This window comes from Pseudorhodoferax sp. LjRoot39 (assembly GCF_964253035.1).
GTDB lineage: Bacteria > Pseudomonadota > Gammaproteobacteria > Burkholderiales > Burkholderiaceae_C > Pseudorhodoferax.
Genome location: NZ_CAXUQL020000001.1, coordinates 2556871 through 2579352, shown reverse-complemented (window position 1 = coordinate 2579352; position 22482 = coordinate 2556871). Strand labels below are relative to the sequence as shown.

Below are 22482 nucleotides of genomic sequence, written 5' to 3'. Positions count from 1 at the left end.
AGGCCCGCGAGATCAGTTGACCTTGATCAGGCGCCAGTCGAGGCGGTTGTCGGCGCGGTGCACGACCTCGATGTTCTTCCTCATGGCCCAGGGGATGACCTGGTTGTACAGCGGCAGGTGCGAGACATCCTCGTGCGAGAGGATCAGCGCCTTCTCGATGAGTTCGTTGCGGTTCTTGAGGTCGGTCTCGACCTTCACGCGCTCCACCAGGGCGTCCATCTGCGGGTTGGAGTAGCGGCCCACGTTGTAGTTGCCGTCGCCGCCCGCACCGACGGAGCGCACCAGCGATTGCAGGCTGTACAGCGCATCGAAGGTCGGCACGCCCCAGCCCAGCATGTAGATGCTGGCCTCGTAGCGCTGGATCATCGGGAAGTAGGTGACCAGCGGCAGGGTGCGCAGCTTGGCCTTGACGCCCACGCGCGCCCACATGGCGGTGATGGCCTGGCAGACCGCCTCGTCGTTGATGTAGCGGTTGTTGGGACAGGCGAAATCGACCTCGAAGCCCTGCGGGTAGCCGGCATCGGCCAGCAGCTTCTGCGCGGCCTTGGCGTCGTAGGGCCAGCGCACGTCGGCCTTCTTGGTCCAGCCGTTGACCTGCGGCGAGACCAGCGTGCCGGTGCTCTCGCCCAGGCCGCGCAGCGTCACGCGCTGGATGGCGCCGATGTCGATGGCCTGGTACAGCGCCTTGCGCACGCGCAGGTCCTTGAGCGGGTTCTTGCCCTTGACGCTGGAGCCCACCAGTTCGTCGCGGAACTGGTCCATGCCCAGAAACAGAGTGCGGTTCTCCACGCCGTCCATGACCTTCATGTCGGCATTGCTGCGCAGCCGGCCCAGGTCCTGCGGACTGGGATCGAGCACGAAATCGGTCTCGCCCGAGAGCAGCGCCGCCAGGCGCGTGGCCTGGGCCTTGATGGGCGTGTAGACGATCTCGGTCACGTTGCTGGGATTCTTGCCCCAGTAGTGCGGGTTGGCCACCAGCACCATGCGCTGGTCGGGCTGCCACTCCTTGAGCATGTAGGGGCCGGTGCCCATGGCGTTGCGGTGCGCGAAGGTTTCGTCCTGGGTCTTGATGTCCTTGGGCTCGACGGACTTGTTCTTCTCGGCCCACGCGCGGCTCATGATGCGCAGCTCGGTCAGCTGGTTGACCAGCGTGGGCGTGGGCGCCTTGAGCATCACGTCGACGGTGGTGTCATCGACCTTGACCACCTTGTCGATGCCCTGGGCGTAGACCGCGTAGTTGGAAGTCTTGGCCATGGCGCGCGTGAGCGAGAACACCACGTCGTCGGCTGTGAATGGCGAGCCATCGCTGAACTTCACGCCCTTGCGCAAGAAGAAGCGCACCTGCGTCGGGCTGACCTGCTTCCACTCGGTGGCGAGTTGCGCTTCGGGCTTGAAGGTCTTGCTGTTGTAGTAGACCAGCGAGTCGTACATCGACGCATGCACGCCATTGCCCAGCGCGTTGTTCTGCGAATGGATGTCCATCGTGGGGATGTCGCTGGCGCTGGACCATTTGAAGGTCTTGGCGTGCGCAGCGGTCCCGAGGGTCAACGCGACGAATGCACCGGTACAGAACAAGGCGATCTTTTGCATGGGCAGGCTCTCGAAGAAGGAGATTCCACTATGCAACAAGCGGGCCAGGCCGGGCGCCCGGAGTTTCCCCATGCGTTCAGGGAGCGGCGGCCATGCTCCGGTGCAGGTTCAGCGGGCCATACCAGGCCCGCACGTGGCTGCCGGTGTTGTCGGAGTCCGTCATGATGCCCACCGCGACCAGCGCGCCGGGCTCTTCTCCGAAGGCCCGCACGAAATCGGCACGCACATCGCGTTCGTAGTCGCGCCACTGGCCCAGGCCGTCGGAGCCCGACTCCACCACGATCTTGCGGATGCGGTCGGTGCGTGGATTCATGATCACGCTGCCCGGCGCGCGGCTGTTGCACCACACATACATCAGCGTGGCGTAGGGCATCTCCTCGCCGGTGAGTGCACGCGCCAGTTCGGAGAGCATCGCATTCTTGGCGGAGAAGCGGCTGCGGTCGCCCTCGAAGGCCAGCACCAGGCGCACAGGTGCATCGTCCGCATCGCGCGCAGCCATGTCGGCACCGGCGATCAGGGCCGGCACTTTCCAGGAGAACGACAGCTGGCCCAAGGCGTCCGCCGGCACATGCACCTGTCTGCGCACCATGCTGGCCGAGGCATCTGCGGTCACGGCCAAGGCCGCACGGCCATCGGCTCGCACCGGGTCGAATTGCGTCTCGCGCTTTCCGGGCAACGGCAGGCGTTGCCATGGCTTGCCGTCCACTTGCGGCAACGACGCCATGGCCCAAGGTGTCTGAGCGATAGCTGCCACCGCCACCGGCTCATCCTGCTCCGATCGCCAGGATGCGCATCCCAGCAATTGAATTGCCACCAGGGCCACCAGCACGAAGCGCATCGGTCCACATCCCTTCAAAAGCAGCACGTACGAAAAAGCCGCCGGTCTTGCGACGCGGCGGCTTTATACATTGCAATCGTCAAGCTGCACTAGGCAGCCTTTGGATCAGAACGTGTGGACGACGCCCAGGCCGATGGCGTAGGGCTCGGAGGGACGAGCAGGCGTGGTGCCAACAGCGGCAACACCGTTCTGGTCGTAGGTCTTCACGAAATCGACGTAGAAGCGGGTGCGCTTGGACAGTGCGTAGTTGGCGAACAGTTCGACCGCGCTGATATCGGCACCGGTGTTGCGAGCGTACTGGACGCCCACGTTGGCGGGGCCAAACGGAGCCACGGCAGCCAGAGTCCAGCCCTTGCCACCTGCACCACGGCCGGTGTTGTTGGCGATGGTGTTGTAACCATCTACGCCTTCGGTTTCACGACGGTTGTAGGTAGCAGCCAGCTTCACGACCTTCAGATCGTAGCTTGCGCCGACGGCGTAAGCGGTGCGCATGCCTTCTTGAGCCTTGGATTCGGCCATTGCGCTGACAGACAGCGGGCCGTTCGCGAAGGTCGCGCCCAGGCTGTACTGGGCCTTGGCTTCGCCGTACGCGCCCAGCAGACCCACGCTGGAGTTGCTGGTAGCAGTCTGGTCCCCCTTGGCGGTATAGCCAGCGCGCAGCGTGAAGCCGCCGAAGTTCGGGGTCACGTACTGCACTTGGCTGCTGCGACGCGACGAACCGTACCAAGTCACGGCACTGATGCCGGCGCGGTCATAGGCAGAAGAGTAGGACGTGCCGTTGAAGTCGTAACCGCCCATCACCTTGGCAGCGACCGACGAAGAGCGGCCGAGCTGGATCGCACCCCAGCCAGCACCTTCCAGGCCCACCCAGGCTTCACGGCCGAAGTTCAGGCCGGTGCCGGAGCTCGACAGGTCCAGACCGCTGGTTTGCAGGTTGAAGTTGGCCTTCAGGCCGCCGCCCAGGTCTTCCGAACCACGGAAACCGATCACGGACGTGCTGTTGAAGCCGTCGCCACTGCCGGCGTAGCCTTCACCGTTGTTCATGCCCCACTTTTCGCCCTTGACCTTACCAAAGCCAACGTCCAGCACGCCGTACAGGGTGACGGACGACTGAGCCATGGCGGCGCCGGAAGCAGCCAGCACGGCCAAAGCGATCAGACTCTTTTTCATTGCGAGATTCTCCAAGGTTAAACAGAGGGCTCCGGTTCGAAGAGACCGCGTCGTGCTTCAGCACTTTTGTTCGATCTCGCCGGAGTCCCGGGCCAACCTCCTTTTGGGAAGTTGGGCGTATTGCACCAGAACAGGTGACCTTGGGCAAAAGAAAAGGCCGAATAAGGCTCTTTTTCGTCGCTTGATTACAACAATCGGCGAGCGATCACAAAGCCCTGGGTGTGTGCGCTGCCACGCAGGCGATCCCTATACTGGGGTTTTCCCAAACACGACCATGGACACCTTGCTCAGCACCGTCGACGCCGCCCTCCGAACGGTCTTCGTGCCAGCGCGCGCCAGCCGGCCATGCCCGACCCTGCCCGCGCAGGCCACGGCGCTGGAGGCGGGCGAGAAGCAGTTGTCGGGCGCGCTGATGCGCGTCAACCATGTGGGCGAGGTGTGCGCCCAGGCGCTTTACACCGGCCAGGCCCTGGCCACGCGGGATCCGGCGCTGCGTGCCCATTTCGAGGAAGCGAGCCGTGAGGAAACCGACCACCTGGCCTGGACCGCCGAGCGGCTGCAGGAACTGGGCGCGCGGCCCTCGCTGCTCAATCCCGTCTGGTACGCCGGCGCGTTCGCGCTCGGCTTCGTGGCCGGCAAGATCAGCGACAAGGTGAGCCTGGGTTTCGTGGTCGAGACCGAGACGCAGGTCGCCGAGCATCTGGGCTCACATCTCAGCCGCCTGCCGGAAAACGACCACGCATCGCGCGCCATCGTGGCCCAGATGCGCGACGACGAACTCCGCCACGCCCACGATGCAACGCTCGCGGGCGCAGCTCCGCTCCCGCGCGCTGCCAAGGGCCTGATGCGCATGGCGGCGAAGGTCATGACGACCACCGCGCACCGCATCTGAGGGTCGCTCAGCCGTCCTTCAGTTCGAAGCTGGTGACGATCTCGGCCGTCTTGCCAAGCATGATGGTGGCCGAGCAGTACTTGTCGTGGCTCATGGCAATGGCCCGCTCCACGGCCGCGGCTTGCAGATCCTTGCCGGTGACCGTGAAGTGCATCTGGATCCGCGTGAAGACCTTGGGGTCGGTCTCGGCCCGCTCGGCACTGAGCTTGACCGAGCAACCGCGCACGTCGTGCCGGCCACGCTTGAGGATCAGCACCACGTCGTAGGCCGTGCAGCCGCCCGCGCCGGCCAGCACGGTCTCCATGGGGCGCGGCGCCAGGTTGCGCCCCCCGTTCTCGGGCCGCGCCGCGTCAGGCGCGCCGTCCATCGCCAGCACATGGCCGCTACCGGTCTCGGCCACGAACCCCATGCCGGACTGCGTGCCGGCGGCGCCGGTCCAACTCACTGTGCATTCCATCTCTACGTACCCCTGTGTTGTGCTGGCCAAACAGCGTTGCGAAAGTGCCGAATTCTTCACGAAATTTCACCACTGACATGTCACGCAATGCTGCGTCGCACAAAATTCTCGCTATACTTCACCCATCGCGTCGCAAGTCGGCGCACCGATTGTCTCCTCCACCCTCCGAAAAGGTGGATTAGCCCCGAACCGCAAGGTTCGGGGCTTTTTTCTTTGTGCGGCGCAAAACACCATGGTGCGGTGTTCTCTATGATCCGCGCTCCCCGCATCGCACGCCCCGCTCCATTCCATGCCCTCCACCAAGCGCCTGTCTCCCGCCGACTATTTGAAGAAGATCCTGACCGCCCGGGTCTACGACGTGGCCACGGAAACGGCGCTGGAGCCGGCCCGCGCACTGAGCCAGCGCCTGCACAACACCGTGCTGCTCAAGCGCGAGGACCAGCAGCCGGTGTTCAGCTTCAAGCTGCGCGGCGCCTACAACAAGATGGCGCACCTGACGCCAGCGCAGTTGAAGAAGGGCGTGATCTGCGCCTCGGCCGGCAACCACGCCCAGGGCGTGGCGTTGAGCGCCCGCAAGCTGGGCACGCGGGCCGTGGTGGTAATGCCGACGACCACGCCGCAACTGAAGATCGATGCCGTGCGCGGCTTTGGTGGTGAAGTCGTGCTGCACGGCGAGAGTTACAGCGATGCCTACCAGCACGCCGCCAAGCTCGAAAAGAAGGAGGGCCTGACCTTCGTCCACCCCTTCGACGACCCGGACGTGATCGCCGGCCAGGGCACCATCGCCATGGAGATCCTGCGCCAGTTGCAAGGGCTAGGCATTCAACACCTGGACGCGGTGTTCGTCGCCATCGGCGGCGGCGGCCTGATCTCGGGCGTGGCCAACTACATCAAGGCGGTGCGCCCGGAGACCAAGGTCATCGGCGTGCAGATGACCGACTCCGATGCGATGGCCCGGTCCGTCGCGTCCGGCAAGCGCGTGACGCTGGACGACGTGGGCCTATTCTCCGACGGCACGGCCGTCAAGCTGGTCGGCGAGGAGACCTTCCGCGTGGCGCGCGGCCTGGTCGACGACTACGTGCTGGTCGACACCGACGCCGTCTGCGCCGCCATCAAGGACGTCTTCGTGGACACGCGCAGCATCGTCGAGCCGGCCGGCGCGCTGGCCGTGGCCGCGATCAAGCAGTACGTGGCCACCCACAAGACGCGCGGTGAGACCTACGCCGCCATCCTGTGCGGCGCCAACATGAACTTCGACCGGCTGCGCTTCGTGGCCGAGCGGGCCGAGGTCGGCGAGGAGCGCGAAGCCCTGTTCGCCGTCACCATCCCCGAGGAGCGCGGCAGCTTCCGCCGCTTCTGCGAGGTGGTCGGCCAGCTGCCCGGCGGCCCGCGCAACGTGACCGAGTTCAACTACCGCATCAGCGACTCGGCCCAGGCCCATGTGTTCGTGGGCCTGACCACGCACGGCAAGGGCGAGTCCAGCAAGCTGGCCACGCGCTTCGTGCGCAACGGCTTCGAGGCCATCGACCTCACGCACGACGAGTTGGCCAAGGAGCATGTGCGCCACATGGTCGGCGGCCGCTCGGCACTGGCGCGCGACGAACGCCTGCTGCGCTTCACCTTCCCCGAGCGCCCCGGCGCGCTGCTCAAGTTCCTGAGCCTCATGAAGCCGAACTGGAACATCAGCCTGTTCCACTACCGCAACCAGGGCGCGGACTACGGCCGCATCCTGGTCGGCATGCAGGTGCCGGCCACCGAAGCCAAGGCCTTCGGCAAGTTCCTGGACCAGCTCGACTATCCCTGGGTGGAAGAGACCGCCAACCCGGTCTACCGCCTGTTTCTCCAAGCCTGAGCGCGCGTGCAGCAGGCCGTCCGCCACTACCTGATCGCGCTGCAGTTCTTCACGCGCGTGCCGGTGACGGGCCGGCTCGCGGCCTGGGTCGGTTTCGACCCCGCCATGCTGCGCGCAGCCGCAGCGCACTTCCCCGGCGTCGGCTGGCTGGTTGCCGCCTGGGCTGGATGCGTGAGCGCCCTGCTCTGGTGGCTGCTGCCGGCCCAGGGCTTCACGCCGCTGGCGGTGGCCGCGCTGGGCACCGTGGCCAGCGTGCTGATGACGGGCGGCTTCCACGAGGACGGCCTGGCCGACGTGGCCGACGGCCTGGGCGGCAGCCTGGACCGCCAACGCGCGCTGGACATCATGAAGGACTCGCGCATCGGTGCCTTCGGCGCCATGGCCCTGGTGCTGGGCCTGGTCTCCAAGATCGCGCTGCTGGCCGTGCTGGGTGGCGCCGGCCTGGCGCCGCTGCTGTGGGCGCTGCTGGGCGGGCATGTGCTGTCGCGCCTGCTGCCGCTGGCCCTGCCACTGCTGCTGCCGCACGTGGGCGACACCGCCCGCTCCAAGGCCAAGCCGCTGGCCGACCAGATCGATGTGCGCACGCTGCGCCTGGGCGCGCTGTGGTGCCTGCCGGCCCTGCTCGGTGTCGCCCTGGGGCAGGGCCTGGCCTTCGCGCTGTACGGCTGCACCGGCGCGGTGCTGGCGGCCGCCTGGATGTTCCGCTGGTTCCGCCAGCGCCTGCAGGGCTTCACGGGCGACGCGCTGGGCGCCACGCAGCAGGTCTGCGAGATCGCCTTCTACCTGGGTGCAGCCTGCGCCCTCGGCCGCTGATGCGGCTGTGGCTGGTGCGCCATCCGCAGGTGCTGCTCGCGCCGGGCATCTGCTACGGCGCCAGCGACGTGCTGGCCGACCCGGTCCACACGGCCAAGTGCGCGGCGCGGCTGGCGGGCGTGCTGCCGCACGGGCTCGCGGGCGCCTGCTCGCCGCTGGGTCGCTGTCGCAGCCTGGCCGAAGCCCTGGCCCCGCTGCGTCCTGACCTGCGCTTGGGCACCGATGCACGCCTGGCCGAGATGGATTTCGGCCATTGGGAAGGCCAGCACTGGGACGGCATCGGCCGCGCCGCGGTGGCGGCATGGACACAGGACTTCGTGCGCCACCGCCCGGGCAACGGCGAATCGGTCGGCGATTTCGTCGCGCGCGTGGACGCTGCCATGCGGTCCACCGCGGCCGGGGATGCGCGCGAGGCGCTGTGGATCACGCACGCCGGCGTCATCAAGGCCGTGCGCTGGCTGCTCTCGGGCCAGGGAGCCCTGGCCCGCGCCGACCAATGGCCGCTGGACAGCCTGGCCTGCGGCGACTGCTGCGTGCTGGAGCTGCCAGCCCTCAGCGCGTGATCGGCGGCAGTTCCAGCGTGGCCAGCGGGTCGGCGTCGGGCGCGGCCGCCAGCACCGCTTTGCGCGCACCGACCGAGGTCAGCCGCACGCCGGGCTCGATCTCGGCACCGACGCGGAAAGGCTTGGGCGGCTGGCCGGCAATGGCGATCAGCGCTGCACCGCCCTGGCGCCGGTCGGCCACGACGCCCGTCAGCACGTAGCGGTTGTTGGTCACCGCCGGGGCCGCGGCCACCTGAACCGTCGCGCCCAGCAGGCGTCCCACGGCCGTGGCATCCGCCTGCGCCAAGGCCGACCTGGCCACCGGCGCCGGCGCGGCCTCGCCGCCCGGCCCCAGCAGGCGCAGCGCCCAATACGCCACGCTGAGCGCGGCCAGCACCCACACCAGCACGGTCACGAGGCGCACGGGCCAGGGATTCGCAGTGCGCGCAGACGAAAAGGAGGCTGGAGCGGTTCGCAACATGCGCGGATTATCATGGAACGCTTCGCCCCCGCTGCGCTCCACACCTCCATGACTCTGTTGTCCCGCTCCCGCCGCCGCATCCAGGCCGGTTTCACCCTGATCGAACTGATGGTCGTGCTGGTCATCATCGGCGTGCTGGCCGCGCTGATCGTGCCCAACGTGCTCGACCGCGCCGACGACGCCCGCGCCACCGCTGCCAAGACCGACGTGACCAACCTCATGCAGGCGCTGCGCATGTACCGGCTGGACAACCAGCGCTACCCCACGGGCGAGCAAGGCCTGCAAGCGCTGCTGACCAAGCCGACGACCAACCCCGTTCCCATCAACTGGAAGCCCTACCTGGAAAAGCTGCCCAACGACCCCTGGGGCCGGCCCTACCAGTACCTCAACCCCGGCGTGAAGGGCGAGATCGACGTGATGTCCTTCGGCGCCGACGGCCAGCCCGGCGGCGAGGGCAAAGATGCGGACATCGGCAGCTGGCAGTAGCCCGGCGATCAGCCCGACGCGTCAGCGCGGTTTCACGCTGCTCGAACTGCTGGTCGTCGTGGCCATCGTGGCCCTGGCCAGCGCCGGTGTCGGCTTCGCCTTCCGCGACACCGCCGACAGCCAGCTCGAACGCGAGGCCCAGCGCCTGGCCGCCCTGTTCGACGCCGCGCGCGCGCAATCGCGCGCCAACGGCGTGCCGGTGCGCTGGCGCGCGCTGGAGGGCGGCTTCCGCTTCGAAGGCGCGCTGCCCGGCACGCTGCCCGAACACTGGCTGAGCCGCGACACCATCGTCGCCGCGCAGGCCAACGTGCTGCTGGGCCCCGAGCCCGTCATCGGTGCGCAGTGGCTGGAGCTGCGCTCGGTCGCCAACCCGCAGCTCGCGCTGCGCGTCGCGACCGACGGCGTGCGCCCGTTCGCGGTGCAGAACGTGCAACCGTGATGCGCCCAAGCCGGGGCTTCACGCTGGTGGAGGTGCTGGTCGCGCTCGGCATCGTCGCCATCGCGCTGCTGGCCGGCGGCCAGGCCACCAGCGCGCTGACGCGCAACGCCACGCGCCAGGGCGATGTGTTGCTGGCCCAGATCTGCGCCGAGAACGAGCTCATCGCGCTGCGCCTGGCGCGAGGGCAGCTGCCTGGCGTGGGCGACACCGACCAGCCCTGCGAGCAGGCCGGCCGCATGTTCCGCGTGCAACTGGGCGTGCGCCCCACGCCCAACCCGAGCTTTCGCCGCATCGACGCCCAGGTGCTGGAAGACGGCGTGCCGGTGCTGCGCATCACCACCATCCAGGGGCGCTTCTAAATGCGCAGGTCCCACCGCGGCTTCACGCTGGTCGAGCTGCTGATCGCGCTGGCGATCATGGCCATCGTCGCCGTGCTGAGCTGGCGCGGACTGGACGGCATGACCCGCACCCAGGCCGCCACGCGCGCCTACACCGACTCGGTGCTGACCTTGCAGGCCGGCCTGGCCCAGTGGACGGCCGACCTGGACGCCATGCTGGACGTCACCGAACGGCCGCCGCTGGACTGGGACGGCCGCGTGATGCGCATCGTGCGCGCCAGCACCACGCCCGGCGAAACCGGCCCGCTGGTCGTGGCCTGGACGCGCCGCGGCGTGGCCGATGGCGGCCAGTGGCTGCGCTGGCAGTCGCCCGCGCTGCACAGCCGGGCCCAGCTGCTGCAGGCCTGGGAACGCGCCGGCAACTGGGCCCAGACGCCCAGCAGCGACGAACGCACGCGCGAGGTGGCCATCGCACCGCTGCTGGACTGGCGCCTCTTCTACTACCGCGTCAACACCTGGACCAACCCGCTGTCCAGCGCCGACACGCCGCAGACCGGCAACAGCGGCAGCACCGACGTGCCCGACGGCGTGCGCCTGGTGCTCGAGCTGCCGCCGGGGGGCGCGGTGTCGGGGACCATCACGCGCGACTGGGTGCGGCCCACGGTCGGGGGCAGCGGCTCATGAGACACGCCCAACGCGGCGCGGCCCTGCTGCTGGCCATGCTGACCGTGACCCTGGTGGCAACCTTTGCCGCCACCGCGCTGTGGCAGCAATGGCGCGCGGTCGAGGTCGAACAGTCCGAGCGCGCACGCAGCCAGTCGGCCTGGGTGCTGGTCGGCGCGCTCGACTTCTCCCGGCTGATCCTGCGCCAGGATGGGCAGGGCAGCCGCACCGACCATCTGGCCGAACCCTGGGCCGTACCGCTGCAGGAGTCGCGCATGTCCACCTTCCTGGCCGCCGAGAACGGCGTCAACCAGGGCGGCGACGAAGGCCTGCCCGAGGTGTTCCTGTCCGGCAGCATCGTCGACCTGCAGTCGCGCATGAACGTCGCCAACCTCGTGGACGCCGAGGGCAAGCTGCGCGAAGCGCCGCTGGAGGCGTTCAAACGGCTGTTCGATCTGCTGGGCCTGCCCCAGGCCGAACTCATGGCCATGGCCGAGAACCTGCGCCGTGCCAGCCAGAAGCAGACCGACGACGGCGCGGACGTGCCACTGCGCCCCGAACGCTTCGACCAGCTCGTCTGGCTGGGCGTGTCGCCGGCCACCCTGCGCGTGCTGGAGCCCCATGTCACGCTGCTGCCGCAGAACGACACCAAGATCAACCTGAACACCGCGAGCGCCCAGGTCATCGCCGCCTCCGCAGAGGATCTGGATCTGGTCGCGGCCCAGCGGCTGGTGCAGGCACGCACCAACAGCCCGCTGCGCGACGTGCCCTCTGCAGCCAAGATCCTGAGCCCGGACGGCACACTCGTCACGACCGACTACAGCGTGACCTCCAGCTTCTTCGAGGTCAACGGCCGCCTGCGCATGGAGGGCACCGTCGTCAGCGAGCGCTCGCTGGTCCAGCGCACCACCGGCAACGTCGTCACCACCATCTGGCGCCAGCGTGTCGCCGGAGAGCGCCAACCGTGACCGTCATCAGCGCTCTCTACAATCGCGCGCCGCAAGCGCGGCCCGGCCGCGTCCCTCCGTCTCCGAGAGAGAAACCTTGAGCACCCTGATCGTCGTCCTGCCCCTGGACACCCCCGGTGCAGCCACACCGCTGGAGTACGTGCTGAGCGCCGACGGCCGCACCGTCGGCGCCCACGCGCATGCCGTCGCGGCGCTGCTGCCCGCCGCACGCGAGACCGTGGCGCTCGTGCCCGCGCAGGCGCTGTCCTGGCACCGCGTCGAGCTGCCCAAGGGCTCGCTGGCGCGCGGCGCCTCGGGCACGCCGCGCCTGCGCGCGTTGCTCGAAGGCCTGCTCGAAGACCGCCTGCTCGACGACCCCGGCGCCGTGCATTTCGCGCTGGAGGCCGGCGCCCGCGCCCAGGCCCCGGCCTGGGTCGCCACTTGCGACCGCGCCTGGCTGCGCGCCGGCCTGGACCTGCTGGAAGCGGCGCGCCGCCCGGCCGCCCGCGTCGTGCCCGAGCTGGCGCCCGGTGCCGAGCAGATCGAAGTCCTGGGCACGCCCGAATCCGCCTGGCTGGCCTACAGCGGTGCCCAGGGCGTCAGCGTGCTGCCACTGGCTGCACCGGCGCTCGACTGGGCGCTGGCCCAGGCCGGCAGCGCCGAAGAAGTGCCGGTGCTGGCCGACCCGGCCCTGGCCCAACTGGCCGAACAGAGCGGCGCCCGCCAGCTGCAGCTGCGCCCTGCCACGGAACGCTGGCTGCAGGCCGGCGCCGGCAGTTGGGACCTGGCGCAGTTCGACCTGGCCAGCTCCGACCGCCGCCGCGCCGTGCAGGGCACGCTGCGCCGCATGGCCGCCATCGCGCGCGGCCCGCAATGGCGGCCCGCGCGCTGGGGCCTCGCCTTGCTGGCGGCGGCCCACCTGGTCGGCGTGAACGCCTGGGCCTGGAAGGAATCCACCGCCCTGGCCGACAAGCGCGCCGCCGTGCGCGGCGTGCTCTCCAGCAGTTTCCCGTCCGTGCGCGTGGTCGTCGATGCGCCGGTGCAGATGGCGCGCGAGGTCGAGCTGCTGCGCCAGGCCTCCGGCGCCTACGGCCCACGCGACCTCGAAGCCATGCTGGGTGCCCTGGGCGCCACGCTGCCGCCCGCCCAGGTGCCGCAGGCCATCGAGTTCGGCAACGGCGAAGCCCGGCTGCGCGGCCTGGCCACCACCCCCGAAGCCCTGGCCGCATTGAACGGCCGGCTGCGTGCCCACGGCATGGCGGCGCAGTCCGAAGGCGAGCGCCTGCTGCTGCGCGCCCTGCCCAACGCCGGAGCCACGCCATGAAGATCGCCGCCCTGCAGCAACAGCTGCGCACCCGCTGGGACCTGCTGGCGCCGCGCGAGCGCGGCGCCGTCGTGCTGGCCGGCGCCATCGTGCTGGTGGCCCTGGTCTGGTGGGTGCTGCTCGGCCCGGCCCTGGCCACGCTGCGCCATGCCGAAGCCCAGCACCATGACCTCGATCAGCAGCTGCAGACCATGCGCAGCCTGCAGTCCGACGCCATGGCCTTGCAGAACCAGCCGCGCCTGCCCTACGACGACGCGCTGCGCGCGCTGGAGACCTCGGTGCGCCAGCGCCTGGGCAGCAGCGCCCAGCTCAGCGTGGCTGGCGAGCGCGCCACGCTCACGCTCAAGGGCGCCGAGGCCGATGCGCTGGCGCGCTGGCTCACGCAGGCACGCGTCAACGCGCGTGCACTGCCGGCCGAGGCCCGCCTGACCCGCGCGGCCGGCCCGGCCAACGCCCCGGCCCGCTGGGACGGTGCGCTGGTCCTCACGCTGCCGGCCCGCTGACCGTGGCCCGCGCCCCCCGCACCACCGCAACCGCCCGCGCCCCCTGGGGCTGGGCCTGGCTGGGTGGCGCCGTCGGACTGCTGGCCGGCGTGCTGGTGTTCGCGCCGGCGCGCTGGCTGGCCTGGGCCGTGGAGCAAGGCAGCGAGCAGCATGTGCTGCTGCGGGCGCCGCGCGGCAGCCTGTGGAACGGCTCGGCCCAGTTGGTGCTGGCCGGCGGTGCGGACAGCCGCGACGCCACCGCCCTGCCCGGCCGCTTCGAGTGGCAGCTGCGCCCCGCGCTGTCAGGCCTGAAGCTGGCGATGCGCGCGAATTGCTGCATGCCGCAGCCCTGGCAGGTGCGCGCCCAGCCGCGCTGGACCGGCGCGCGCGTGCTGGTCGGCGATGGCCAGTCGCACTGGCCGGCCGCGGTGCTGGCCGGCCTGGGCACGCCCTGGAACACGGTCCAGCCCGAGGGCACGCTGGCGCTGGCTGCACAGGGCCTGTCGCTGGAATGGGTCTCGGGCCGCATGCTGGTGAATGGCCGCCTGCAGCTGGAGGCCAGCGACCTGTCCTCGCGCCTGTCCACGCTCAAGCCCATGGGCAGCTACCGGCTCACGCTGGCCGGTGGCGGCGACGATGCGCCCGCCAGCCTGCGGCTGGAGACGCTCTCCGGCAGCCTCACTTTGAGCGGCAGCGGACAATGGGTGGGCTCGCGCCTGCGCTTTTCCGGTGAAGCCAGCGCCGACCCCGAGCGGGTCGACGCGCTTTCCAATCTCCTGAACATCATTGGCCGACGCAATGGCCTGCGTTCCATCATCCAAGTGGGCTAGCCCGATGCACTCCTTCCTGAACCGACGCCCCGCCCGCCCGACCCGCCGGGCCTGCGCCCTCGCCGCCGCGCTGCTGTGCAATGCCTTGCCGGCGCTGGCCCAGCTCCCGCCGGCACCACAGGCGCCGCAGGCCGGGATGCCGGCCGGCGCCGCGCCGGCCCCGGGTGGCCCCAGCACCGTGAGCCTGGTGCCCAGCGGCCCGCGCCGCGGCGACCCGGTCACGCTGAACTTCATGAACGCCGACATCGAGGCCGTGGCACGCACCATGGCCACCATCACCGGCCGCAACGTGGTGGTGGATCCGCGCGTGAAGGGCACGATGAACCTGTCGACGGACCAGCCGGTGCCGCCCTCGGTGGCTTACAGCCAGTTCATCGCGGCGCTGCGCATGCAGGGCTTCACCGTGGTCGACGCCGCCGGCCTCGACAAGGTCGTGCCCGAGGCCGATGCCAAGCTGCAGAGCAGCCCGGTCAGCATCAGCGAAGGCGGCGACGGCGGCCTGCCCAGCGGCAGCCAGATCGTCACGCAGATCTTCCGGCTCAACCACGAGAGCGCCAACAACCTGGTGCCGGTGCTGCGCCCGCTGATCAGCCCGAACAACACCATCAACGCCAACCCGGGCACCAACTCGCTGGTGATCACCGACTACGCCGACAACCTGCGCCGGCTGGGCCGCGTGATCGCGGCCATGGACGTGTCCAACGCCACCGACGTGGAGGTGATCCCGCTGCGCCACGCCATCGCCAGCGACCTGGCGCCGCTGGTGGCGCGGCTAGTCGAGCCGGGCAGCAGCACGGGCGGCGCGGCCGCGCCGGCCGCGGGCCAGGCCGCCGACACCTCGTACCGCACCACGCTGATGGCCGAGCCGCGCAGCAATGCGCTGGTGGTGCGCGCCAGCAACGCGGCGCGCATGAACCTGATCCGCTCGCTGGTGGCACGGCTGGACCAGCCGCCAGCGCCCGGCTCCAGCGCCGCCAGCGGCAACATCCATGTCGTCTATCTCAAGAACGCCGACGCGGTGAAGCTGGCAGCCACGCTGCGCGCGGCCATCGCCGCGGGCAACACCGGTGGCACCGGCACGCAGGGCGGTGGCAGTTCGCCCAGCAGCGGCGCGTCGAACCTGGGCACCATGCAGACCTCGTTCGGTGCGAACACCAGCAGCAGCGGATCGAGCGGCAGCGGCAGCGTCTCCGGCTTCGGCGGCAGCAGCACGGGCGGCGGCAACCTGAACCAGGGCAACAGCAACCAGCCCTCGACCGGCGGCCAGATCCAGGCCGACCCCTCGACCAACTCGCTGATCATCTCGGCGCCCGAACCCCAGTACCGCCAGCTGCGCGCCGTCATCGACCGGCTCGACGGCCGGCGCGCCCAGGTGCTCGTGGAAAGCCTGATCGTCGAAGTCAACGCCGAGAAGGCGGCCGAGTTCGGCATCCAGTGGTCGGCCCTGCTGGGCGGCAAGAACCTGGCGGCGCTCGGCACCAACTTCAGCGTGGGCGGAAGGAACATCTTCAGCATCGCGCCCGGCCTTCTCAACGGCTCCGGCACCACGACGACGGGGCAGACCGCGCTGCCATCCACGGGCGGCAACCTGGGCTACATCTACCAGAAGAACGGCAACAACGTGCTGGGCTTCCTGGCGCGCTTCCTGGAGACCAACACCGACGGCAACATCCTGTCCACGCCGAACCTGCTGACGCTGGACAACGAAGAGGCGCGCATCATCATCGGCGAGAACGTGCCCTTCGTGACCGGCTCCTACACCAACGCCACGAGCACCGGCTCGGGCACCGTCAACCCGTTCCAGACCTACGAGCGCCAGGACGTGGGCCTGACGCTGCGGGTGCGCCCGCAGATCAACGAGAACGGCACCGTCAAGATGGTGATCTACCAGGAGAGCTCGGCCGTGAAGTCGGGCACCGAATCGGCAGCCAGCGGCCCGACCACGACCAAGCGCGCCATCGAATCCACCGTGCTGGTGGACGACGGCTCCATCGTCGTGCTGGGCGGCCTGCTGCAGGACCAGTACGGCGGCAACCAGGAGAAGGTGCCCGGCGTCGGCGACATCCCGTTCTTCGGCAACCTGTTCAAGAGCGAGGCCCGCTCGCGCAGGAAGACCAACCTGATGGTGTTCCTGCGTCCGGTGGTGGTGCGCGACAACCAGGCCGCCGAAAGCCTGTCCATGGACCGCTACGACCTCATGCGCGTGGGCCAGCAGCAGGCACAGCCGCAGGAGAGTTCGCTCGTGCGCGTGAACGAGGCGCCCGTGCTGCCGGAGCAACCGCTGCGCCGGCTGACCCCGGCGGCGGCCACCATGCCAGCGCCGCTGCTGCCGCCTTCCACCAACCTGCAGACCCAGACGCCCGGCGCGCCGTCGCAGCCCGTGACCACGCCGCAGTGATGCGCCACCCACTGCCCTACGCATTCGCCCGCAGCCAGCAGTTGCTGCTGGAAGACAACCTCGGCGAACTCACGCTGTGGCTGCATCCGGCGACACCGCCGGCTGCCGTGGCCGAGGTCATGCGCAAGCACCCGGTGCGCCACGTGCAATCGCTGGCCCAGGCCGCGCTGGCCCAGCGCATCAGCGCGGCCTACGCCCAGGGCGAGTCCAATGCCGCGGCCGTGGTCAGCGAGGTCGAGAGCGACGCCGACCTCTCGCGCATGATGCAGGAACTGCCGGCGGTGGAAGACCTGCTGGAAACCTCGGACGACGCGCCCATCATCCGCATGCTCAACGCGCTGCTCACGCAGGCCGCGCGCGACGGCGCCAGCGACATCCACATCGAGCCCTACGAGCGCCATTCCAGCGTGCGCTTCCGTGTGGACGGCACGCTGCGCGAGGTGGTGCAGCCCAACCGCGCGCTGCACGCCGCGCTGATCTCGCGCCTGAAGATCATGGCCGAGCTCGACATCTCCGAGAAGCGCTTGCCGCAGGACGGCCGCATCAGCCTGCGCATCGGCACGCGCGCGGTCGACGTGCGCGTCTCCACGCTGCCCAGCGCGCACGGCGAGCGCGCCGTGTTGCGGCTCTTGGACAAGTCCAGCGAGCGCATCAGCCTGACCTCCGTCGGCATGCAGGGCGAGGCCTTGCGCCAGCTGCAGGCGCTGATCGCCCAGCCGCACGGCATCATCCTCGTGACCGGACCCACCGGCTCGGGCAAGACCACCACGCTGTACGCCGCGCTCTCCGAACTGGACGCCTCGCGCAGCAACATCATGACGGTGGAAGACCCGATCGAGTACGAGCTGCCCGGCATCGGCCAGACCCAGGTCAACGCCAAGATCGACCTGAGCTTCGCCAAGGCCCTGCGCGCCATCCTGCGGCAGGACCCGGACGTGATCATGATCGGCGAGATCCGCGACTTCGAAACCGCGCAGATCGCGATCCAGGCCTCGCTGACGGGCCACCTGGTGCTGGCCACGCTGCACACCAACGACGCTGCCAGCGCCGTCACGCGGCTGATCGACATGGGCGTGGAGCCCTTCCTGCTGAGCTCCTCGCTGCTCGGCGTGCAGGCTCAGCGCCTGGTGCGCAAGCTGTGCACCACATGCCGCGGCCCCGGCTGCGAGGCCTGCGGCCACACCGGCTACCAGGGCCGCACCGGCGTGTTCGAGCTGCTGGTGGCCGACGACGCGATCCGCGCCCAGGTGCACAACCGCGCGTCCGAGGCCGACATCCGCGCCGCGGCCCAGCGCAACGGCATGCTGCTGATGCGCGAGGACGGCGAGCGGCTGGTGGCCGCCGGCATCACCTCGCGCGAGGAACTGCTGCGCGTGACACGCGACTAGAGCCAGCATGCCCGCCTACGCATTCGAAGCCGTCGATGCCGAAGGCGCGACCCGCAAGGGCGTGCTGGAGGCCGACACCGCGCGCTCGGCGCGCAGCATGCTGCGCGCCCAGGCGCTCGTGCCGCTGGCAGTGGAGCCGGTCGGCGCCGGCCAGGGCGCGGGCGAGGAGGCACCGCGCGCGCGCGGGCTGTTCGCCGGCCGCGTGTTCCGCGGCTCGGCGCTGACGGTCTGGACGCGCCAGCTCTCCGGCCTGGTCTCCGCCGGCCTGCCGCTCGAACGCGCGCTGACCGCGCTGACCGAGGAGGCCGAGGACGAGCGCCAGCGCCACCTGCTGGCCGGCCTGCGTTCGGAGGTCAACGCCGGCTCGTCCTTCGCCAAGGCGCTGGCCCGGCATCCGCGCGAGTTCACGCCGATCTACACCGCCGTCATCGGCGCCGGCGAGCAGAGCGGTCACCTGGGACTGGTGCTGGACCGCCTGGCCGAAGACCTGGAGACGCAGCAGGAACTCAAGTCGCGCCTGATCGGCGCCGCGCTGTACCCGTCCATCGTGAGCCTGGTGGCCATCGTGATCGTGATGTTCCTGGTCGGCTACGTGGTGCCGCAGGTGGCCAACGTGTTCGCGGGCACCAAGCGCGCGCTGCCCATCCTCACCGTGGTCATGCTGGCCATCAGCGACGTGGTGCGCCACCACGGCTGGTGGATCGCGCTGCTGCTGCTGGCCGGCGGCGTGGGCCTGAAGCTCTCGCTGCGCGCAGAGGCCGTGCGCCAGCGCTTCGACGCCATGGTGCTGCGCCTGCCCTTGATCGGCAAGCTCGCCGCAGGCTACAACGCGGCCCGCTTCACGAGCACGCTGGCCATGCTGGCCGCGGCAGGCGTCCCCATCCTGCGCGCGCTGCAGGCCGCGGCCGAGACGCTCAACAACCGCGCCATGCGCGCCGATGCGCTGGACGCGCTGGTGGCCGTGCGCGAGGGTGCGCCGCTGGCCTCGGCCCTGGCACAGAAGAAGCGCTTCCCAGGGCTGGTGGCGATGTTCGCGCGGCTGGGCGAGCAGACCGGCGAATTGCCCACCATGCTGCAGCGCGCCGCGCGCCAGATCGGCGGCGAGGTGCAGCGCCGCGCCATGGCGTTGGCCACCATCCTGGAGCCGCTGTTGATCGTGGCCATGGGCATGGTCGTCATGCTGATCGTGCTGGCCGTGCTGATGCCGATCATCCAGCTCAACCAATTCGCAAGATGATGGCTCCCCCCCAGTCTGCGCGCTGCGCGCTCCGCCAACCCCCTTGCAGGGGGCGCCGCCTGCGGCCTGGCAGAGCCAGTTCCGCGGCGTCCGCTGGCATGGCCTGCTCCGCGGCCACTGGAGCAGTGCCTGGCGAACCGGCTTCGTGGACTGCGAACGGCGCGTAGCGCTTTGGAGAACTGAAATGCCCGCCACCCTGGAAGACAAGCTCGTCGTCGCGATCTCCTCGCGCGCGCTGTTCGACCTGGAGGAGGAGAACCGGCTGTTCGAGACCGGCGACGCCCAGGCCTACATGCAGCTGCAGCTTGCCAGGCTGGAAGTGCCGGCGCGGCCCGGCGTGGCCTTCTCGCTGGTGCGCAAGCTGCTGGCCTTCAACGACCCTGCACAGCAGCGTGTCGAGGTCGTGGTGCTCTCGCGCAACGACCCGGTCAGCGGCATGCGCATCTTCCGCTCGGTGCGCGAGGCCGGCATCAAGCTCGAGCGCGGCGTGTTCACGCAGGGCCGCGACCCCTTCGGCTACCTACGCCCGCTGCGTGCCCACCTGTTCCTGTCGGCCAACGAGGCCGACGTGCGCGAGGCGCTGGCCCAGGGCTTCCCGGCCGCGCGCGTGCTGACCGAGTCGGCGCAGGCCGGCAGCAACCACCCGAGCGAAGTGCGCATCGCCTTCGACGGCGACGCCGTGCTGTTCTCCGACGAGGCCGAGCAGGTGTTCCAGGCCCAGGGCCTGGACGCGTTCCAGCTGCACGAGACCGACAAGGCCGCCCTGCCGCTGCCCGACGGCCCGTTCAAGCCGCTGCTGGCCGCGCTGCACCGGCTGCAGCAGGCCACGTCTTCCGGCATGCGCATCCGCACCGCGCTGGTCACGGCGCGCAGCGCGCCCGCCCACGAGCGCGCCATCCGCACACTCATGAACTGGAACATCGCCGTCGACGAGGCCATGTTCCTGGGCGGCCTGCCCAAGGGCGAGTTCCTGCGCGAGTTCGAACCCGACTTCTTCTTCGACGACCAGACCACCCACGTGCGCTCGGCCGCGCGCCACGTACCAGCCGGCCATGTGAGCCACGGCGTGGCCAACCACCCTCCCCCGGCGCGCTGACGGCCTGGCGCGGGCTGCGCCCCTGCGGAACACCCGGATGCGGCGGCGTACAGCGCCCGCTAGCATGCGCCGCGGAGGAGACTGTTCGTGACGTTCGACAATGCCGTGCTGACCGGCGCCTGCGGGGGGCTGGGCCAGGCGCTGGCCCGTGCGCTGATCGCCGGCGGTGCGCGCGTCGCGCTGGTCGGCCTGCAGCGCAAGGCCCTGGCCCCGCTGGCTGCGCTGGCGCCCGGCCGCTGCGCCGTCTACACCCCCGACGTGAGCGACGGCCCGGCCATGGCGGCCATGGCAGCGGACTGGACATCCCGCTTCGGCCCGCCCGACCTCGTCATCGCCAATGCCGGCGTGGCCGGCGGTTTCGACACCGCACACCCCGAGGACCTGGCCGTGCTGCGCCGCATGCTGGAGATCAACCTCGTCGGCGTGGCGGCCACCTTCGCGCCCTTCCTGTCCGCGATGCGGGCCACGGGACGCCCGGGTGCCCTGGTCGGCGTGGCCAGCGTGGCGGGCTGGCGCGGCCTGCCCGGCAACGGCGCCTACTGCGCCAGCAAGGCCGGCCTGATCGCCTACCTGCAAAGCCTGCGCGCCGAACTGCGCCCGACTGCCCTGCGCGTGCACACCGTGAGCCCGGGCTACCTGCGCACGGCGCTCACGGCCGGCAACCGCTTCGCCATGCCCGGCCTGCTGGAGCCCGAGGATGCGGCCCGGCGCCTGCTGGCCGGCGTGGCGGCGGGCCGCGAGCACATCGTGCTGCCGCGCAGCACCGGCTGGCTGGCCCGCGCGCTCGCCATGCTGCCCGCGCCGCTGCACGACCGCATCCTGCTTGCGCAACCGCGCAAACCCCGTCCCGGCGAAGCCGGCGCCACCGACATCCCCGGTTTGAAACGATGAGCATCCCGACCCACGAACAGATCGCCCTCGTCGGCGCCGGCCCCTCCGGCCTGGCCGGGGCCCGCAACCTGCAGAAGCTGGGCATCGCCTTCCAGGGTTTCGAGGCCTATGGCGACGTCGGCGGGTTGTGGAACATCGAGAACCCACGCTCCACGGTCTATGCCTCGGCGCACCTGATCTCCAGCAAGCGCATGACGGAGTTCAGCGAGTTCCCGATGGCCGACACCGTCGCCGACTACCCGAGCCATCGCGAGCTGCTGGACTACTTCCGCGCCTTCGCGCAGCGCTTCGGGCTGCACAGCCACTACCGCTTCCACACCCGGGTGCTGAAGGCCGAGCCGGTGTCGGACGCGCCCGGCACACGCTGGCGCCTGACCACGCAGACCGGCGACGCGCCGCCCGAGGTGGCCGAGTACAAGGGCCTGGTGGTGGCCAACGGCACGCTGGCCGAGCCCAACATGCCGACCTTCCCGGGCACTTTCGCGGGCGCGCTGTGGCACACCTCGGCCTACAAAGAGGCCACGCAGTTCACGGATCAGTGCGTGCTGATCGTGGGCGCGGGCAACTCGGGCTGCGACATCGCCGTGGATGCCGTGCACCACGCCAGGAGCATCGACATCTCGGTGCGGCGCGGCTACTACTTCGTGCCCAAGTACGTGTTCGGCAAACCGGCCGATTCGGTGGGGGGCAAGTTCACGCTACCGCCCTGGCTCAAGCAGCGCATCGACAGCACCATCCTGCAGTGGTTCACGGGCGACCCGGTGCGCTTCGGCTTTCCCAAGCCCGACTACCGCATGTACGAATCGCACCCGGTGGTGAACTCGCTGATCCTCTACCACATCGGCCACGGCGACGTGGGCGTGCGCGCCGACATCGAACGCTGCGACGGCCACACCGTGCACTTCAAGGACGGCCAGGCGCGCGAGTACGACCTGATCCTGGCCGCCACCGGCTACAAGCTGCACTACCCCTTCCTCGACCACGCGCTGCTGAACTGGCAGGGCATGGCACCGCGCCTGTACCTGAACATCTTCGCGCCGCGCTTCGACCGGCTGGCCGTGCTGGGCATGGTGGAGGCCAGCGGCCTGGGCTGGCAGGGGCGCTACGAGCAGGCCGAGCTGGTGGCGCGCTACTTCCGGGCGCTGGATGGCGGCAGCACGCAGGCAGCAAAGCTGCGGGTGGCCAAGGACGCCAACCCGGCCAGCTGGCCCGACATGTCGGGCGGCTACCGCTACCTGAAGCTCGAACGCATGGCCTACTACGTGCACAAGGACACCTACCGCAAGGCGGTGCGCGCCGCGGCTGAGGCTTTCCAATAACCCGCTGGA

General features: G+C 70.0%; 23 protein-coding genes. 18 read left to right on the top strand and 5 right to left on the bottom strand.

Going from position 1 to position 22482, the window contains the following annotated elements:
- Positions 1 to 12 precede the first annotated feature (12 nt).
- The 3 genes from ACSQ4M_RS12210 to ACSQ4M_RS12200 all read right to left on the bottom strand — a co-directional run bounded on the left by ACSQ4M_RS12210 (position 13) and on the right by ACSQ4M_RS12200 (position 3598).
- Positions 13 to 1590 carry an ABC transporter substrate-binding protein gene (locus ACSQ4M_RS12210; RefSeq protein ID WP_436189791.1) on the bottom strand — a complete coding sequence of 526 codons (1578 nt, stop codon included), beginning with the start codon at positions 1588 to 1590 and terminating at the stop codon, positions 13 to 15.
- Between the two features lie 76 nt (positions 1591 to 1666).
- The gene (locus tag ACSQ4M_RS12205; RefSeq protein ID WP_436189790.1) at positions 1667 to 2428 is read right to left on the bottom strand and encodes a DUF3047 domain-containing protein; all 762 of its coding nucleotides are present in this window, start codon (positions 2426 to 2428) and stop codon (positions 1667 to 1669) included.
- 105 nt (positions 2429 to 2533) lie between these two features.
- The gene (locus ACSQ4M_RS12200) at positions 2534 to 3598 is read right to left on the bottom strand and encodes a porin (RefSeq protein ID WP_436189789.1); all 1065 of its coding nucleotides are present in this window, start codon (positions 3596 to 3598) and stop codon (positions 2534 to 2536) included.
- A 274-nt stretch (positions 3599 to 3872) separates the two neighbouring features.
- Between ACSQ4M_RS12200 and coq7 the strand changes: the two genes are divergently transcribed.
- Positions 3873 to 4490 (top strand): 2-polyprenyl-3-methyl-6-methoxy-1,4-benzoquinone monooxygenase, encoded by a 618-nt coding sequence (coq7, locus tag ACSQ4M_RS12195; protein WP_436189788.1) that lies wholly within the window; start codon positions 3873 to 3875, stop codon positions 4488 to 4490.
- 7 nt (positions 4491 to 4497) lie between these two features.
- Here the strand turns inward: coq7 and ACSQ4M_RS12190 are convergent, their stop codons facing one another.
- Positions 4498 to 4947, bottom strand: coding sequence for an OsmC family protein (locus ACSQ4M_RS12190; RefSeq protein WP_056672077.1), 450 nt, complete (start codon positions 4945 to 4947; stop codon positions 4498 to 4500).
- Positions 4948 to 5236: 289 nt separating this feature from the next.
- Here ACSQ4M_RS12190 and ilvA point away from each other — a divergent pair, with 289 nt between their 5' ends.
- Genes ilvA through ACSQ4M_RS12175 form a run of 3 tightly spaced genes read left to right on the top strand, consistent with a single transcriptional unit; the run spans position 5237 to position 8175 of the window.
- Entirely contained in the window at positions 5237 to 6799 is a 1563-nt protein-coding gene (gene ilvA, locus ACSQ4M_RS12185) for a threonine ammonia-lyase, biosynthetic (protein ID WP_436189787.1), read from the top strand.
- Between the two features lie 6 nt (positions 6800 to 6805).
- Positions 6806 to 7612 (top strand): adenosylcobinamide-GDP ribazoletransferase, encoded by an 807-nt coding sequence (locus ACSQ4M_RS12180; protein WP_436189786.1) that lies wholly within the window; start codon positions 6806 to 6808, stop codon positions 7610 to 7612.
- On the top strand, positions 7612 to 8175 hold the full coding sequence (locus ACSQ4M_RS12175) for a histidine phosphatase family protein (RefSeq protein WP_436189785.1): 564 nt from the start codon (positions 7612 to 7614) through the stop codon (positions 8173 to 8175). The genes ACSQ4M_RS12180 and ACSQ4M_RS12175 overlap by 1 nt, the downstream gene beginning before the upstream one ends.
- On the opposite strand, the gene ACSQ4M_RS12170 is transcribed toward ACSQ4M_RS12175, so the two are convergent.
- Positions 8165 to 8578 carry a type II secretion system protein N gene (locus tag ACSQ4M_RS12170; protein ID WP_436189784.1) on the bottom strand — a complete coding sequence of 138 codons (414 nt, stop codon included), beginning with the start codon at positions 8576 to 8578 and terminating at the stop codon, positions 8165 to 8167. The genes ACSQ4M_RS12175 and ACSQ4M_RS12170 overlap by 11 nt on opposite strands.
- A gap of 105 nt (positions 8579 to 8683) precedes the next feature.
- Here ACSQ4M_RS12170 and gspG point away from each other — a divergent pair, with 105 nt between their 5' ends.
- The 14 genes from gspG to ACSQ4M_RS12100 all read left to right on the top strand — a co-directional run bounded on the left by gspG (position 8684) and on the right by ACSQ4M_RS12100 (position 22473).
- Positions 8684 to 9121, top strand: a complete 438-nt coding sequence (gspG, locus tag ACSQ4M_RS12165; protein ID WP_436189783.1) for a type II secretion system major pseudopilin GspG — start codon at positions 8684 to 8686, stop codon at positions 9119 to 9121.
- Entirely contained in the window at positions 9096 to 9560 is a 465-nt protein-coding gene (locus ACSQ4M_RS12160; protein WP_436189782.1) for a pilus assembly FimT family protein, read from the top strand. Before gspG ends, ACSQ4M_RS12160 begins: the two co-directional genes overlap by 26 nt.
- Entirely contained in the window at positions 9560 to 9919 is a 360-nt protein-coding gene (gene gspI, locus ACSQ4M_RS12155) for a type II secretion system minor pseudopilin GspI (protein ID WP_436189781.1), read from the top strand. The genes ACSQ4M_RS12160 and gspI overlap by 1 nt, the downstream gene beginning before the upstream one ends.
- Positions 9920 to 10582, top strand: a complete 663-nt coding sequence (locus ACSQ4M_RS12150) for a prepilin-type N-terminal cleavage/methylation domain-containing protein (protein ID WP_436189780.1) — start codon at positions 9920 to 9922, stop codon at positions 10580 to 10582.
- Complete coding sequence (gene gspK, locus ACSQ4M_RS12145) at positions 10579 to 11529, top strand: type II secretion system minor pseudopilin GspK (protein WP_436189779.1); 951 nt, start codon at positions 10579 to 10581, stop codon at positions 11527 to 11529. Before ACSQ4M_RS12150 ends, gspK begins: the two co-directional genes overlap by 4 nt.
- 76 nt (positions 11530 to 11605) lie before the next feature.
- Positions 11606 to 12832, top strand: coding sequence for a type II secretion system protein GspL (gspL, locus tag ACSQ4M_RS12140; protein ID WP_436189778.1), 1227 nt, complete (start codon positions 11606 to 11608; stop codon positions 12830 to 12832).
- Positions 12829 to 13335 (top strand): type II secretion system protein GspM, encoded by a 507-nt coding sequence (gspM, locus tag ACSQ4M_RS12135; RefSeq protein ID WP_436189777.1) that lies wholly within the window; start codon positions 12829 to 12831, stop codon positions 13333 to 13335. The genes gspL and gspM overlap by 4 nt, the downstream gene beginning before the upstream one ends.
- 2 nt (positions 13336 to 13337) lie before the next feature.
- The gene (gene gspN / locus ACSQ4M_RS12130) at positions 13338 to 14144 is read left to right on the top strand and encodes a type II secretion system protein N (protein WP_436189776.1); all 807 of its coding nucleotides are present in this window, start codon (positions 13338 to 13340) and stop codon (positions 14142 to 14144) included.
- Positions 14145 to 14148: 4 nt separating this feature from the next.
- Entirely contained in the window at positions 14149 to 16542 is a 2394-nt protein-coding gene (gene gspD / locus ACSQ4M_RS12125; RefSeq protein WP_436189775.1) for a type II secretion system secretin GspD, read from the top strand.
- Positions 16542 to 17930 (top strand): GspE/PulE family protein, encoded by a 1389-nt coding sequence (locus ACSQ4M_RS12120; protein ID WP_436189774.1) that lies wholly within the window; start codon positions 16542 to 16544, stop codon positions 17928 to 17930. The genes gspD and ACSQ4M_RS12120 overlap by 1 nt, the downstream gene beginning before the upstream one ends.
- Before the next feature lie 7 nt (positions 17931 to 17937).
- Entirely contained in the window at positions 17938 to 19167 is a 1230-nt protein-coding gene (gene gspF / locus ACSQ4M_RS12115; RefSeq protein WP_436189773.1) for a type II secretion system inner membrane protein GspF, read from the top strand.
- Positions 19168 to 19351: 184 nt separating this feature from the next.
- Entirely contained in the window at positions 19352 to 20263 is a 912-nt protein-coding gene (locus ACSQ4M_RS12110) for a 5'-nucleotidase (protein WP_436189772.1), read from the top strand.
- 87 nt (positions 20264 to 20350) lie between these two features.
- Positions 20351 to 21154 carry an SDR family oxidoreductase gene (locus ACSQ4M_RS12105; protein ID WP_436189771.1) on the top strand — a complete coding sequence of 268 codons (804 nt, stop codon included), beginning with the start codon at positions 20351 to 20353 and terminating at the stop codon, positions 21152 to 21154.
- Positions 21151 to 22473, top strand: coding sequence for a flavin-containing monooxygenase (locus tag ACSQ4M_RS12100; protein WP_436189770.1), 1323 nt, complete (start codon positions 21151 to 21153; stop codon positions 22471 to 22473). Before ACSQ4M_RS12105 ends, ACSQ4M_RS12100 begins: the two co-directional genes overlap by 4 nt.
- The last annotated feature ends 9 nt before the right edge of the window (positions 22474 to 22482 follow it).

What these genes read in the sequence shown, in the direction of transcription:
- ACSQ4M_RS12160 (WP_436189782.1), top strand. Translation starts at nt 9,096, where the DNA reads ATGCGGACATCGGCAGCTGGCAGTAGCCCGGCGATCAGCCCGACGCGT.
- ACSQ4M_RS12205 (WP_436189790.1), bottom strand. Translation starts at nt 2,428, where the DNA reads ATGCGCTTCGTGCTGGTGGCCCTGGTGGCAATTCAATTGCTGGGATGC.
- ACSQ4M_RS12120 (WP_436189774.1), top strand. Translation starts at nt 16,542, where the DNA reads ATGCGCCACCCACTGCCCTACGCATTCGCCCGCAGCCAGCAGTTGCTG.
- ACSQ4M_RS12200 (WP_436189789.1), bottom strand. Translation starts at nt 3,598, where the DNA reads ATGAAAAAGAGTCTGATCGCTTTGGCCGTGCTGGCTGCTTCCGGCGCC.
- coq7 (WP_436189788.1), top strand. Translation starts at nt 3,873, where the DNA reads ATGGACACCTTGCTCAGCACCGTCGACGCCGCCCTCCGAACGGTCTTC.
- ACSQ4M_RS12150 (WP_436189780.1), top strand. Translation starts at nt 9,920, where the DNA reads ATGCGCAGGTCCCACCGCGGCTTCACGCTGGTCGAGCTGCTGATCGCG.
- gspM (WP_436189777.1), top strand. Translation starts at nt 12,829, where the DNA reads ATGAAGATCGCCGCCCTGCAGCAACAGCTGCGCACCCGCTGGGACCTG.
- ACSQ4M_RS12110 (WP_436189772.1), top strand. Translation starts at nt 19,352, where the DNA reads ATGCCCGCCACCCTGGAAGACAAGCTCGTCGTCGCGATCTCCTCGCGC.
- gspI (WP_436189781.1), top strand. Translation starts at nt 9,560, where the DNA reads ATGCGCCCAAGCCGGGGCTTCACGCTGGTGGAGGTGCTGGTCGCGCTC.
- gspF (WP_436189773.1), top strand. Translation starts at nt 17,938, where the DNA reads ATGCCCGCCTACGCATTCGAAGCCGTCGATGCCGAAGGCGCGACCCGC.
- gspK (WP_436189779.1), top strand. Translation starts at nt 10,579, where the DNA reads ATGAGACACGCCCAACGCGGCGCGGCCCTGCTGCTGGCCATGCTGACC.
- gspG (WP_436189783.1), top strand. Translation starts at nt 8,684, where the DNA reads ATGACTCTGTTGTCCCGCTCCCGCCGCCGCATCCAGGCCGGTTTCACC.
- ilvA (WP_436189787.1), top strand. Translation starts at nt 5,237, where the DNA reads ATGCCCTCCACCAAGCGCCTGTCTCCCGCCGACTATTTGAAGAAGATC.
- ACSQ4M_RS12175 (WP_436189785.1), top strand. Translation starts at nt 7,612, where the DNA reads ATGCGGCTGTGGCTGGTGCGCCATCCGCAGGTGCTGCTCGCGCCGGGC.
- ACSQ4M_RS12100 (WP_436189770.1), top strand. Translation starts at nt 21,151, where the DNA reads ATGAGCATCCCGACCCACGAACAGATCGCCCTCGTCGGCGCCGGCCCC.
- gspD (WP_436189775.1), top strand. Translation starts at nt 14,149, where the DNA reads ATGCACTCCTTCCTGAACCGACGCCCCGCCCGCCCGACCCGCCGGGCC.
- ACSQ4M_RS12190 (WP_056672077.1), bottom strand. Translation starts at nt 4,947, where the DNA reads ATGGAATGCACAGTGAGTTGGACCGGCGCCGCCGGCACGCAGTCCGGC.
- ACSQ4M_RS12210 (WP_436189791.1), bottom strand. Translation starts at nt 1,590, where the DNA reads ATGCAAAAGATCGCCTTGTTCTGTACCGGTGCATTCGTCGCGTTGACC.